The organism is Pantoea sp. nfd-35 (genome assembly GCF_056892255.1).
Map to the genome: position 1 here is coordinate 1,847,611 of NZ_CP122403.1, position 12,992 is coordinate 1,860,602.

Here is a 12,992-nt window from a genome sequence, read left to right on the forward strand (position 1 = left end):
GCTGAGAACAGAAAGATATTTTTCGATAATAAATAAGAAGGGTCGCGGCGGTACGAATGAAAAATGGCTTGGTTTATTTAAACTCCTTTCGATAAAAACGCCGTGTTAATGTGGGTGGCGGTATAGAGGTAAGGCTGTGAACATGTTGCCTCATCCCGCAGTGAAGGCACCTCTGGCAGGGCGTGAGCAGCAAGCCAGGCAAGGCCTGTCAGCATAAAGTGAGAATGAGCAGGTTTATAAGAAATAATATCTGATTAAAAGATTTAACTTTTTAAAAAAAGTGCTCCGCGTTAATGTAATATCCTTGTTTACCCATCCTTTGGTTAAAATGAAATACTTAATTCAAACTCTGCTCGCTAACTCAAATAGCGGTGGGCAGATTAAATATGAGATTTATTCTGACGTTCAAGGCTCTGACTCTTTAAGCAAGATCCCTGAAGGCACATGCAGGGTGATTTCATATAAGCTGGTCAAGGGCTCTATTCAGTTACTGGATGACGATCTGGATTTGCAGGCGTTATTTGATGCTAACCGACCGGCGCAGGGCGTGTTTTATCCAGATGGGCCTCACCGGGTTAATCTTGAAATGCTGGTGGACTACCTTCATAAACAATCCTGAGTGACGGCGAGCCGTATTTACTTAAAAAGGCGTGATGGCATGCTAACGGGATGCAAACACATCGTTGCGCTTTTTTTGGGCTTTGTAATCTAAATTGCATGCCTCACTCTTCGTGCATTTCCTGGCGATAAGGATTACGTCAGGCGAAGTTAAAAATGATACAGGTCTGTTACTGCAGGGACGATACGGATGTAAATATAGGGTATTCGATGACGTGCTTTTTAATGATGAGGCATTGATTGAGCAGGTAAAAGCATGCCCCGGCGCGGAACATGCTCGCGATAAAACCACTCAGGACGCTTTAAAAGGGTCTTTTTTATCATCCTGACTGTCATCATTTTTTCTCGGGACTTCCCCGTGATCTTTAGGTGCATCCTTAGCGGGATGATCGTCTTCCTCATAGGCATTGCCTGCATGAGGTGCCGCTTCGGGTAAACCTTTGCTGACATCGCCCTCATGTTTACGCTGTTCGTTACTGTGATGTGTATGCATGCTTCGCTCCTTTTTGAGTCTGTTAAGTCTAGTCCAGCTAAACCAGACCGTCACAATTCCCCTCAATCAGTGGGGCTCGCTCAAAAATGGGCACCCTTACTGATAGCGACTAAGCTTACGCATTGACGCTTTGCTCTCATGGTGCTTACTCATCCTACCGTTTTCCGCTCATGTCACTCACGCTAGTGAGTTCCGATTATTCCTAATGCAAAGTCGCTATATTGTTCTACCTTTAAATCTCCAGGCGACATTTTCATTGGATAAACAACCATAAGGAAACACAGCATGACTGATTCAATCGAAACCAAAAGCAAAACAGATTATCTGCGTGACGTGGCATCTCAGCTGAAAGAAATGCGTCACTATGCACAGACGAACACTGAGACGCTTTCTGCACATTGGTTAGCCTTTGACGCCGGCGAGTATAAAGATGAAGGAAACGCAGCCCGCATTGACGCGCTGCTGAACAAACAGGGTACGTTACTGGAAGATCTGGAGACGGCCATTCAGGATATCGAAATCGAAATTAACCACAGCGAGCAGGAGAGTTAAGCGATCTCCCGCTGACTGAGGCGGTGGCGGTTAACGGATTAATCAGCCACCAGCCAGAATTCTGCTTCATCAAACATCTCTTCCACGAGGCGCGCTATTGTCGCCTTCTCGTTCTTACTGAGATCGGTCTCTATCGCATTCCGCTCCATAGGCTTGACCTTAACCTCAATGTCAGGGAACACGCGATGCACCCGTTTCTCTAGTTCTGCTAAAATCATCTCACGCGCTCCTGGCAGGCCCGCGACATTACGTTTATCGTAAATTAACTCTACAAACATGTTAACAATCCCTTAAGGGCAAAATCGCCTCGCCATTTTACTGTAAATAAAAACAGTATCAAGCTGATGTTTATCTTAATTCGTTTTTTCCGCGTCGCGTAGAAAAGCACCGTCATCTGGTTTACTCTGAGTGCGTTCACAACACTAAGTGCGCTCACTCACCAGGAGAAGTGCAATGCGACAATTGGTTATAGATATTCTGCTCAAACTAGCAAAAATGGATGTCGACGCTAAGGAACTGACTGCGCAGATAGAAGCACAGTCATTGTTGGTGGCAGCTTTATTGGTCCAGGCGAAACAAGATAACGCATTAACCATCTCCGAAACGGTTCAGGATGCGATAGTGACGGCTTCACGTTCATCATCTGAATTTATGCAGTCGGATATTGATTTACTGCTTACTCACATTAACCGGCTGCTGGCCGTCGCTAAGTATGTTGAAGTGAGAGGCAAAATGGCGCAGGAAGAGTAATGGCAAACGCTGGCGATAAGTGTGTTGTCTGTCGCCAGCGACGCCGTAAAAAGGAGAGGCTCAGCGAACCCATCCTGATGGTTAACAGGGCGATGACATCAGCGGTATTTTCATTGTCCCGCCAAGACCTTCTTACTACAGTTCATTTTTAATACAGAATTCTTCCCAGCTCATTCCCAGTGATTCCGCATGCGATCTGAGATAACGTTCTATGGCCTCGGCAGCGACGGCTTTATCCGGTTCAGCCAGCTGGATCGAGAAAATCATACCATCAAGGTTCTTCTGGCGTAAAAAAGCCGCGTAGATGCGTTCAGCATGCCATTCACGTAGTTCACGCAGTGACATATTGGCGGCGCGGGCATCGCTTTCTGTGAGTTCGTCTAATGCTGCCTGGAAATCCGCGTGGGCGGTAAAAAACAGGGCGCGAGCCTCGGCGTAATAAGCTTCTGGAGTTTTCATTGCAGGTTTCCTGATAGGTAGTGCAGGGCGACAGTGTAGCCTGTTGCGTCTGGCTTGTCAGGCTAAGTGGGGCAGGATGAAAAACGGTCAGTTCGCGGTGCTGATATTGATAAATGTTGCCCGTGCGCGATGAAAGCGTCAGAAAATGCAGTTTTACGCTTAGGGCAGCATTCAGATAGCTTGCGCACCTTACCGTAAAAATTATAACGTAGCCGCCATTGACCGGATTTTAGGGATTAAAAAATGAAAAACTGGATGCTGATTGCCACTCTGGCGCTGAGTGGCTGCGCACAAATCAATAGTTATGAGAGTGCGGTGCAAACGCCTGCTCCGGCAAATTTGCAGGGTAACTGGCAGACAGTAGGGCCACAAAGCGATCTGATTAGCGATAAGGCGATTGCCAGTCTGATCGTCAATGCCGATGGCAGCACTCTGGATTGCCGCCAGTGGCAGCGTGTCATTGCAAAACCAGGCAAGCTGACCCAACTCAATGGCGATTATGTCAATGTGACGCGTCAGGTGCGGGTAATGCCGCTGGACGTCGATAACGGTGAGCTGGAATACGACGGTCTTACCCTGCGCAAGGTCGAAAAGCCGACCGTTGAATGCCAGAAAGCAGAGCAGGAAGTGGCAAAACAGCCTAATGCCGACGTTATTCAAAATATCGAGCCTGAAATTATGCGGCCGGCATTAGCAAAATAATTGGCTGAATGCGGTCCAGAGACCGCACTCAGCATAGTCACACGGGTGAATCAGTCAATCTGGTGGCGTTGGCAACCTCTGTTTATGCTTCAACAACCCAGACGCTCACGCTGCCACCATTACAGCTAAACAGCGCGCTGCCATTATCATCGGTGGTAATGGTCTCTGATTTATGCCCAAGATAGTCACGCCACACTTTTCCGGCATAGCCTTCGCCCATCGCAATGTGTTTTTCTCCCGCCTCACCGTTTGACATGATCACCACGCAACCGGGCTTTTCCGCCGTGCCGCTTCGGCTAAAGGCTACACAGTTTGGATGATCGAAATAATCGGTTTGTGCGCCCCAGCCAAATAGCTGGCGGGCTCGGATCAGACCTTCGAGTTCGGGAATAACGGGCATATCGACCTGGTGAACGTCGCCATCACCGCCCTCATCCTGATAGCTGGCACCGAAAAGATCGGGATAGAACACTGTCGGTACACCTTGCTCACGTAACAGAATAAGCGCGTAAGCGAGCGGTTTAAACCAGGCTTCAACAGGGGCTTCCAGCGACTGTAACGGTTGCGTATCGTGGTTTGCGACGATGGTTACGGCATGCCAGGGATCGGCCAGAACCAGTGAGTTATCAAAGATTTTGCTCAAGTCGTAGGCGCTGCCTGCTTTGGAGGCCTGATGAAAGTTCATATGCAGGGGTGCATCAAAGAGCATCGTTTTGCCGTCAACCTGGTGGATATATTCCTGCAGTTTGTCGGTTTCAAAAGACCAGTATTCCGCCACGATAAATAAAGGTTCGTTGGCGACTTCCTGAACGTGGTCGATCCACGCTTTATAAAACCACGCCGGGATATGTTTTACGGCATCCAGTCGGAATCCGGTGCAGGGCACCTGTTCCATCACCCAGCGCGCCCAGTATTTAAGCTCTTCGCTCACAGCATTATTACGGAAGTCAATATTGGCACCCATCAGGTAATCGAAATTACCGAGCTCGCTGTCTACCTGGTCGTTCCAGCCCTCTGCGGTGTAATCGTTGATGATCTTAAAAACGCCATTTTCATCGGGGTTTTCAATATGATCGACACCGCTGAAACATTTATAGTCCCAGATGAATTTAGAATACTGTCCTGCCCGGGCAGGGAAGTTAAATCGTGTCCAGGCTTCACACTCTATAACATCAGGGTATATTTCATCGCGATTATCGGGATTAACCCGATTGACCCGAATCTGCTCTTTTTCGTCAGCGCCCATTTTATGGTTCACCACAACATCCAGCAGTACGCCGATATCGTGACTGCGTAACGCATTTACCGCATCCAGTAATTGCTGTTTATCACCGTATTTTGTGGCTTTACTGCCTTTTTGTTCGAACTCGCCTAAATCGAACAAATCATAGCTGTCATAACCCACCGAATAGCCACCGGATTCACCCTTATAACAGGGGGGGAGCCATACCATGTTGATGCCTATATCATTGAGCAGTGAGGCTTTTTCCGTAACTTCCGGCCACAGTTTGCTGCCATCGGGATAATACCAGTGGAAAAACTGCAATAGGGTTGGGTTGTGCATGACGCGTTTCCAGTCAGAGGAGAGGGAACTGGAAGTATGGGATAAGAGTGGAGAAATTACGCGGGTGAATTAAAAATATAGTTTCCACCCGCTAAAGCCGGGCTTTACTGCTCTTTAGGATAAAGAATATTGCCTGCCATATTACCGTAAGAGGTCATGATGTTCTGTTGCTGCGTTGACGTCGTGACCAGAGAGCGCAGCTCTTGCATGCGCTCACCTAATAAGGTTTTCAGCGTAGTTTCGTTATTGAGAATTTGCTCAAGTACGGGGCGAATCTGTGCCCGTTGTAACGCCGAAAGCACACCGGCATCGTTATCACGAGCCACACGCTCGACGCTGCTAACATAGGTGGATTCACAACTCAGTAATGCCTCCCATTGCCCTTGTCTGGCATTTTCCAGCATAGCATTACTGAGCGTGAGTAATTCCTGATACTCTTTTAGCAGCGCGAGTGGGTGACTCATTAAAACGTATCCTGCTGTGGCTGATAGTTAGGACCAATCTGTTTCCAGGCATCGGCGATGTTATTCAGCAAGCCTTCGACTTCCGCAATGGCTTCAACGTCATTATTGAGGTTGGCCTGTAACAAACGGCGGGTCATATATTCATACAGGTTATCAAGGTTGGCAGAAATCTCACCGCCTACTTCATGATTCAGGCCTGCACGTAAGCCATTAGTGATGATATTAATGGCTTTTGATAAGGCGTTTCCTTTACCCGGGATATCGCCTTGCTCAATTAAGATAGCTGCTTTTTTCATGGCGCTCAGCGCGCCATCAAACAGCATCACAACCAGCTGGTGCGGGCTGGCGCTTAACACCGCGCTCTCCACGCCGACCTGGGCATAGGCCTGGGTACCGGACTTAGCGTACATGCTTACCACTCCTGTTATAGTTTAGCGAACTGCTGGGTCAGATAGTTGCCGGTCTGCGTCATAGAGCTGACGAGCGTTGACAGGCTGGTGAACTGCGTTTTGTAACGCGCCATCGTTGCAGCGATTTGGCTGTTCACATTGTCATATTGATCCGACAGCTTTTTCAGTGACGTATTAATGCCGTTGGTGGCATTTTGTACCTGTCCGTCGCTGGCCAGAATTTGTGTCAGCTTGTTATTGGTTTGGGTTGCAAAACCGGTGGTTTTACCGTCACCCGTCAAAAAGTTCAGAACATCTGTTGGCTGATTGGTCAGGGCGTTGTTCAGCTTAGTGCTGTCTACGGTCAGCTTGCCGTTGACATCCTGCGTGATGCCCAGCTGTGACAGGGTGGTCAGGCTGCCGCCAGACTGTGCGCTGGATAACTGACTGCGCAGGCTGGTCTGAATATTACGCAGCGTGTTATCCCCTAACAAATCCCCATTGCCCGTACTCTGCGTCTCACCCGCTTTAACGGCAGTATATTTCGTTTGGTTACCGATCGTGGTCTGCAGCGAATTGTACGCATCAACGTAGGCCTGAATCGCCGCGGTCATGGGCTGATTATCCGTGGCCACCGTTAAGGTTTCTGGCGTATTCGCTGCGGTGGTTTTCGTCAGGTTGAGCGTGACGCCTTCGGGGGCATCAGTAATGGTATTGCTGCTGCGTGTGATGGACACGCCATTAATCTTTAACTGTGCATCTTTTGCGGCAACCTGTTCGGTCATCGCGTTACTGCTGCCGCCCTGACTGTAATTAATATATTGCGACAGACTGCCATCATTTGAGCTTACCGTCATGGCATTCGCCGTGCCGCTGTCACGCGCAGTCAGGGACAGATAATAGGTATTATCATCGGCTTTAATGATGCTCGCGTTTACGCTGCCTTGCTGCTTATTAATCGCATCGCGAATATCAGCCAGGCTGGTTTGATCCTTCGTCAGTGTCACGGTTAGCGGTGATTTTTGACCGGACTGCGAGATGGTAATGGTGCGTGAAGCCAGGCTCTGATCGCCCAGATCGGTATCTTTACTGGTGGCAGCTTTAGACAGCAGGGACTGAGAAGAGGCCAACTGGCTCACTTCTACAGAATAGTTACCTGCGGAGGCTTTACTCGCCAGCGTGGCAGTAAACGCGGTGTTTGTGCTGGTCACTTTAGTGGCGGCAATAGTCGATGCATTTTGCAATGCCGCAGCAGCGGTCTGGAATTTTGACAGGCCTGTTTTCACCACGCCCCAGGCGGTAAGCTGGGCATTGTAAGAGGACTGTTGCTTAGTAATTGGCGTCAGCTTAGTCTGTTCAGCTGTTTCCAGACTATTGTACAGAGTATTGAGATCGAGGTTAGTACCAGCACCGAGTGAACTTATACTTGCCATGGGTTAATCCTTTACGGGTTATACGCTAAGTAGATTGGGTATCGGCAGCGAGTGGCAAAAGATTAGCCTGTTTTTGATAAATTTAATGCGCCAATAAAGGACGCTTCTTTAATTGTCTTCGCGGATTTGCCTGCCAGAAAATTCCTGAAATTTTTCCCTAAAGGTTGCTCAGAGGCTGACGATAATCAGGTTGTCGGTGAGCAAACCGAATTCAGACGCCTTAATCTGGCTCAATTTTTAAAGGAAAAACATCATGGCAGTGATTAACACTAACACCCTGTCTCTGGTTACTCAGAACAACCTGAGCAAATCTCAGTCTTCACTGGGTACTGCGATTGAGCGCCTGTCTTCCGGCCTGCGCATCAACAGCGCGAAAGACGATGCAGCCGGTGAAGCGATCGCTAACCGCTTTACGTCTAACATCAACGGCCTGACCGTTGCTGCCCGCAACGCCAACGACGGTATCTCTCTGTCGCAGACCGCTGAAGGCGCGCTGACCGAAGTCAACAACAACCTGCAGCGCGTACGTGACCTGACCGTTCAGGCGCAGAACAGCTCTAACTCAGCGTCTGACATCGACTCGATTCAGGCTGAAGTTAACCAGCGTATGCAGGAAATCGACCGCGTCACCAAGCAGACCGACTTCAACGGCATCAAAGTGCTGAACACCGGTTCAGGCAGCAGCACCTACAACTTCCAGGTTGGTGCCAAAGACGGTGAAACCATCGGTATCACCATCAGCGCTAGCGACGGTTTTGACCTGGCCGCTGCCGGTCAGTCTGGTACTACTCAGAACACCAGCGTGACGACTGGCCAGACCGTAAACGGTAACGCGCGTACCACTTCAGCGATCGGTTTCGACGTGCTGAAAGGTGCTGTCACCGGTGGTACTGGTGGTACTGCAGCAGGCACCACGCCGCTGGCCGATATCGATAAAGCGATCAAAGCGGTCGACAACCAGCGCAGCCTGCTGGGTGCGTCTCAGAACCGTTTTGAGTCCACCATCAGCAACCTGAACAACACCGTAACCAACCTGACCGCGGCCCGCAGCCGTATCCAGGATGCGGATTACGCAACGGAAGTGTCGAACATGTCCCGCGCGCAGATCCTGCAGCAGGCAGGCTCTTCTGTACTGGCCCAGGCCAACCAGGTTCCACAGACCATGCTGTCTCTGCTGCGTTAATCGCCGCAAAACCTGTATTAATAAAAACGCCCTCAGCAATGAGGGCGTTTTTTTTATTGCCGCGTCAGGCTGATCACAACCTCAACGGATTTAGGCGCGCGGTAAGGTATTGAACAGCGTTTTGAGGCTCTTTTTGTACGAAGTGATGTCCGCTTTAGCAGCAAAGACTTAGGTTTTTACGGCAAAGTAATAAAAAAACGATACGAAGAATTAAAGTTTCAACCAGAGCGGGCGATAACAATATTGAAGGCGATAAAGCCGCAGGCCAAATACCTGACCCTGACTTTCTTATTAAAGGACATTCATCATGGCAGTCATTAATACCAATACCCTGTCTCTGGTTACTCAGAACAACCTGAGCAAATCTCAGTCATCACTGGGCACTGCCATTGAGCGTCTGTCTTCCGGCCTGCGCATCAACAGCGCGAAAGACGATGCAGCCGGTGAAGCGATCGCTAACCGCTTCAGCTCTAACATCAACGGTCTGACCGTTGCTGCCCGTAACGCCAACGACGGTATCTCTCTGTCACAGACCGCTGAAGGCGCGCTGACCGAAGTCAACAACAACCTGCAGCGCGTACGTGACCTGACCGTTCAGGCGCAGAACAGCTCTAACTCAGCGTCTGACATCGACTCGATTCAGGCTGAAGTTAACCAGCGTATGCAGGAAATCGACCGCGTCACCAAGCAGACCGACTTCAACGGCATCAAAGTGCTGAACACCGGTTCAGGCAGCAGCACCTACAACTTCCAGGTTGGCGCCAAAGACGGTGAAACCATCGGTATCACCATCAGCGCAAGCGACGGTTTTGACCTGGCCTCAGCCGGTCAGTCTGGTACCACCCAGAACACCCGCGCAATGACCACGGGCGACACTGTAAACGGCAACGCGCGTACCACTTCAGCAATCGGTTTCGACGTGCTGAAAGGTGCCGTCACCGGTGGCACCGGTGGTGCAGCAGCAGGCACCACGCCGCTGGCCGACATTGATAAAGCGATCAAAGCGGTCGACAACCAGCGCAGCCTGCTGGGTGCGTCTCAGAACCGTTTTGAGTCCACCATCAGCAACCTGAACAACACCGTAACCAACCTGACCGCGGCCCGCAGCCGTATCCAGGATGCGGATTACGCAACGGAAGTGTCGAACATGTCCCGCGCGCAGATCCTGCAGCAGGCCGGCTCTTCTGTACTGGCCCAGGCCAACCAGGTACCACAGACCATGCTGTCTCTGCTGCGTTAATCGCCGCAAAACCTGTATTAACAAAAACGCCTTCAGTTATGAAGGCGTTTTTCATTTGTGTCATATAAATATTCTTCTCAAACGTGTTTGCTCCCGTTTTGCTTTTCCCTCATCCATTGCTTTTTGTGTCGGGCATTCATAGCCCAATGCGAAACAGCGCAATGGCCTTTATGTTGCTGATGAGGTTATTCAGCTACGCCTGAGATTCCATCTCAACAGGTTTTCCAACAGACGATTAAAAAAAACCGTGTCCTGCGTAAAGTTTTGCTCATGACGGGCGATAACAATATTGAAGGTGATGAAGCCGCAGGCCGAATCCAAACCCTGTAATTTTTATATAAAGGATAATTATTATGGCAGTTATTAATACCAATACCCTGTCTCTGGTTACTCAGAACAACCTGAGCAAATCTCAGTCTTCACTGGGTACTGCGATTGAGCGCCTGTCTTCCGGCCTGCGCATCAACAGCGCAAAAGACGATGCAGCCGGCGAAGCGATCGCTAACCGCTTCAGCTCTAACATCAACGGCCTGACCGTTGCTGCCCGCAACGCCAACGACGGTATCTCTCTGTCGCAGACCGCTGAAGGCGCGCTGACCGAAGTCAACAACAACCTGCAGCGCGTACGTGACCTGACCGTTCAGGCGCAGAACAGCTCTAACTCAGCGTCTGACATCGACTCGATTCAGGCTGAAGTTAACCAGCGTATGCAGGAAATCGACCGCGTCACCAAGCAGACCGACTTCAACGGCATCAAAGTGCTGAACACCGGTTCAGGCAGCAGCACCTACAACTTCCAGGTTGGCGCCAAAGACGGTGAAACCATCGGTATCACCATCAGCGCAAGCGACGGTTTTGACCTGGCCTCAGCCGGTCAGTCTGGCACCACCCAGAACACCCGCGCAATGACCTCGGGCGACACTGTAAACGGCAACGCGCGTACCACTTCAGCGATCGGTTTCGACGTGCTGAAAGGTGCTGTCACCGGTGGTACCGGTGGTACTGCAGCAGGCACCACGCCGCTGGCCGATATCGATAAGGCGATCAAAGCGGTCGACAACCAGCGCAGCCTGCTGGGTGCGTCTCAGAACCGTTTTGAGTCCACCATCAGCAACCTGAACAACACCGTAACCAACCTGACCGCGGCCCGCAGCCGTATCCAGGATGCGGATTACGCAACGGAAGTGTCGAACATGTCCCGCGCGCAGATCCTGCAGCAGGCCGGTTCTTCTGTACTGGCCCAGGCCAACCAGGTTCCACAGACCATGCTGTCTCTGCTGCGTTAATCGCCGCAAAACCTGTATTAATAAAAACGCCCTCAGTGATGAGGGCGTTTTTTTATTGCCTGAAAACATGATGTCTTCATGGCTGTGGGTGAAAAAGTGAAACGCTTGCTTGAATGTTACAGGGATTCATACGGCATTTCACGTCGGTGAGTCTCTGGCAGGTCAGCTCACAGCGTTGAGTATCGAACGCTGACGTAAGGGAATAGACAGAAATATGCTGCGTTGAGGGCCTGGGCTAAAACAGGTGCATATCCTGATGCTGATTCGTTCCTGAAAGTGGTTCTGGCAGGCACGGCTATGACATCTTGCGTTATATCCGTTCATGTTCAGGCCGACTGGCTTTTAAAAGGGAAGCGGTTTGACATGAGATGATGAATAGTAATTATTAACGCAATGTTATTATCACGCCTTTCTGGGAATGGATTATTGAAGATGGAATGCTGAAACAGGTTGCCCGAACAGGCACTGAGATATCACGATGTTTCTTTATTGCAGAAATAACATTTTGTCTCGGTGGTGGCATCATATTAAAGCGGAGACACTTTTCAATAAAACCAGTAAGTGAAAGGTTTTAATACGGAATAAATAGGCGAAAAAATATAACCGCCTATTTAATAACGTTTTTTAATACAGGGGAAAGTGAGCAGGGGAGCGCCTGCTGCCAGGAATACGGTAAGTTTACGCTTCAGTACGGCCTGACCTTGACCTGGGAAGTCTTTTGTAAACAAATTTCAGTTGTCCTCTTTGGTAAAAAAAAGAGTAAAGCATAAAGTTTTAAGCCAGGAGGGCGATAACAATATTGAAGGCGATGAAGCCGCAGGCCAAATCCGAACCCTATAATTCTTTTATGAAGGATAATTATTATGGCAGTTATTAATACCAATACCCTGTCTCTGGTTACGCAGAATAACCTGACCAAATCTCAGTCATCACTGGGTACTGCGATTGAGCGCCTGTCTTCCGGCCTGCGCATCAACAGTGCAAAAGATGACGCAGCGGGTCAGGCGATTGCCAACCGCTTCAGCTCTAACATCAACGGCCTGACCGTTGCTGCCCGTAACGCCAACGACGGTATCTCGCTGTCGCAGACCGCTGAAGGCGCGCTGACCGAAGTCAACAACAACCTGCAGCGCGTACGTGACCTGACCGTTCAGGCACAGAACAGCTCTAACTCAGCGTCTGACATCGACTCAATCCAGGCTGAAGTTAACCAGCGTATGGAAGAGATCAACCGCGTCACCAAGCAGACCGACTTCAACGGCATCAAAGTGCTGAACACCGGTTCAGGCAGCAGCACCTACAACTTCCAGGTTGGCGCGAAAGACGGTGAAACCATTGGTATCACCATCAGTGCAAGTAACGGTTTCAACCTGTTCAATACCTCTGGTGCGACGTCTCAGACTACAGGTCAGACTATCAATGGCAACGCCCGTACTACCGCTGCAGAAGGCTTTGACGTACTGAGCGGTACCGTAACAAGCGGTGGCAGCACTGATGGTGCGCCGCTGGCCGATATTGATGCTGCCATTAAAGCAGTCGATGACCAGCGCAGCCTGCTGGGTGCGTCTCAGAACCGTTTTGAGTCCACCATCAGCAACCTGAACAACACCGTAACCAACCTGACCGCGGCCCGCAGCCGTATCCAGGATGCGGATTACGCAACGGAAGTGTCGAACATGTCCCGTGCGCAGATCCTGCAGCAGGCTGGTTCTTCTGTACTGGCCCAGGCCAACCAGGTTCCACAGACCATGCTGTCTCTGCTGCGTTAATCGCCGCAAAACCTGTATTAATAAAAACGCCCTCAGAAATGAGGGCGTTTTTTTGCTTAATCGCTTTAATTAGCCCGGTTTACTGTAGCT

At 50.0% G+C, this 12,992-nt stretch carries 15 protein-coding genes; 8 read left to right on the forward strand and 7 right to left on the reverse strand.

Annotated elements, in window-relative coordinates; all coding sequences use genetic code 11:
• The first annotated feature begins 451 nt into the window (after nucleotides 1–451).
• Complete coding sequence (locus P9J57_RS08625) at nucleotides 452–619, forward strand: hypothetical protein (protein WP_019106601.1); 168 nt, start codon at nucleotides 452–454, stop codon at nucleotides 617–619.
• A gap of 291 nt (nucleotides 620–910) precedes the next feature.
• On the opposite strand, the gene P9J57_RS08630 is transcribed toward P9J57_RS08625, so the two are convergent.
• Nucleotides 911–1,111: a hypothetical protein gene (locus tag P9J57_RS08630; RefSeq protein WP_019106602.1), complete on the reverse strand. Its 201-nt coding sequence runs from the start codon at nucleotides 1,109–1,111 to the stop codon at nucleotides 911–913.
• 285 nt (nucleotides 1,112–1,396) lie between these two features.
• Between P9J57_RS08630 and P9J57_RS08635 the strand changes: the two genes are divergently transcribed.
• Nucleotides 1,397–1,663 carry a hypothetical protein gene (locus tag P9J57_RS08635; RefSeq protein WP_013026170.1) on the forward strand — a complete coding sequence of 89 codons (267 nt, stop codon included), beginning with the start codon at nucleotides 1,397–1,399 and terminating at the stop codon, nucleotides 1,661–1,663.
• Between the two features lie 38 nt (nucleotides 1,664–1,701).
• Here P9J57_RS08635 and P9J57_RS08640 read toward each other — a convergent pair whose 3' ends face one another.
• Complete coding sequence (locus tag P9J57_RS08640) at nucleotides 1,702–1,941, reverse strand: DinI-like family protein (RefSeq protein WP_013026169.1); 240 nt, start codon at nucleotides 1,939–1,941, stop codon at nucleotides 1,702–1,704.
• 175 nt (nucleotides 1,942–2,116) lie between these two features.
• On the opposite strand from P9J57_RS08640, the gene iraP reads away from it, so the two are divergent.
• On the forward strand, nucleotides 2,117–2,413 hold the full coding sequence (iraP, locus tag P9J57_RS08645) for an anti-adapter protein IraP (protein WP_014605567.1): 297 nt from the start codon (nucleotides 2,117–2,119) through the stop codon (nucleotides 2,411–2,413).
• A gap of 135 nt (nucleotides 2,414–2,548) precedes the next feature.
• On the opposite strand, the gene P9J57_RS08650 is transcribed toward iraP, so the two are convergent.
• Nucleotides 2,549–2,872 carry a DUF6388 family protein gene (locus tag P9J57_RS08650; RefSeq protein ID WP_014605568.1) on the reverse strand — a complete coding sequence of 108 codons (324 nt, stop codon included), beginning with the start codon at nucleotides 2,870–2,872 and terminating at the stop codon, nucleotides 2,549–2,551.
• Nucleotides 2,873–3,115: 243 nt separating this feature from the next.
• On the opposite strand from P9J57_RS08650, the gene yedD reads away from it, so the two are divergent.
• Nucleotides 3,116–3,574, forward strand: coding sequence for a lipoprotein YedD (gene yedD / locus P9J57_RS08655; protein WP_014593943.1), 459 nt, complete (start codon nucleotides 3,116–3,118; stop codon nucleotides 3,572–3,574).
• Between the two features lie 82 nt (nucleotides 3,575–3,656).
• On the opposite strand, the gene amyA is transcribed toward yedD, so the two are convergent.
• The 4 genes from amyA to fliD all read right to left on the reverse strand — a co-directional run bounded on the left by amyA (nucleotide 3,657) and on the right by fliD (nucleotide 7,424).
• Nucleotides 3,657–5,138, reverse strand: a complete 1,482-nt coding sequence (gene amyA, locus P9J57_RS08660) for an alpha-amylase (RefSeq protein WP_014593942.1) — start codon at nucleotides 5,136–5,138, stop codon at nucleotides 3,657–3,659.
• Between the two features lie 104 nt (nucleotides 5,139–5,242).
• Complete coding sequence (gene fliT / locus P9J57_RS08665; RefSeq protein ID WP_013026163.1) at nucleotides 5,243–5,602, reverse strand: flagellar protein FliT; 360 nt, start codon at nucleotides 5,600–5,602, stop codon at nucleotides 5,243–5,245.
• Nucleotides 5,602–6,012: a flagellar export chaperone FliS gene (gene fliS / locus P9J57_RS08670; RefSeq protein ID WP_014605569.1), complete on the reverse strand. Its 411-nt coding sequence runs from the start codon at nucleotides 6,010–6,012 to the stop codon at nucleotides 5,602–5,604. The genes fliT and fliS overlap by 1 nt, the downstream gene beginning before the upstream one ends.
• A 14-nt stretch (nucleotides 6,013–6,026) precedes the next feature.
• Nucleotides 6,027–7,424 (reverse strand): flagellar filament capping protein FliD, encoded by a 1,398-nt coding sequence (fliD, locus tag P9J57_RS08675; protein WP_014605570.1) that lies wholly within the window; start codon nucleotides 7,422–7,424, stop codon nucleotides 6,027–6,029.
• Between the two features lie 253 nt (nucleotides 7,425–7,677).
• On the opposite strand from fliD, the gene P9J57_RS08680 reads away from it, so the two are divergent.
• The 4 genes from P9J57_RS08680 (at nucleotide 7,678) to P9J57_RS08695 (ending at nucleotide 12,902) form a co-directional block, all read left to right on the forward strand.
• Entirely contained in the window at nucleotides 7,678–8,607 is a 930-nt protein-coding gene (locus P9J57_RS08680) for a flagellin N-terminal helical domain-containing protein (RefSeq protein WP_014593940.1), read from the forward strand.
• Between the two features lie 307 nt (nucleotides 8,608–8,914).
• Entirely contained in the window at nucleotides 8,915–9,847 is a 933-nt protein-coding gene (locus P9J57_RS08685) for a flagellin N-terminal helical domain-containing protein (protein WP_072138847.1), read from the forward strand.
• Between the two features lie 353 nt (nucleotides 9,848–10,200).
• Nucleotides 10,201–11,133: a flagellin N-terminal helical domain-containing protein gene (locus P9J57_RS08690; RefSeq protein WP_089517241.1), complete on the forward strand. Its 933-nt coding sequence runs from the start codon at nucleotides 10,201–10,203 to the stop codon at nucleotides 11,131–11,133.
• Nucleotides 11,134–11,996: 863 nt separating this feature from the next.
• Nucleotides 11,997–12,902 (forward strand): flagellin N-terminal helical domain-containing protein, encoded by a 906-nt coding sequence (locus P9J57_RS08695; protein WP_072138845.1) that lies wholly within the window; start codon nucleotides 11,997–11,999, stop codon nucleotides 12,900–12,902.
• The last annotated feature ends 90 nt before the right edge of the window (nucleotides 12,903–12,992 follow it).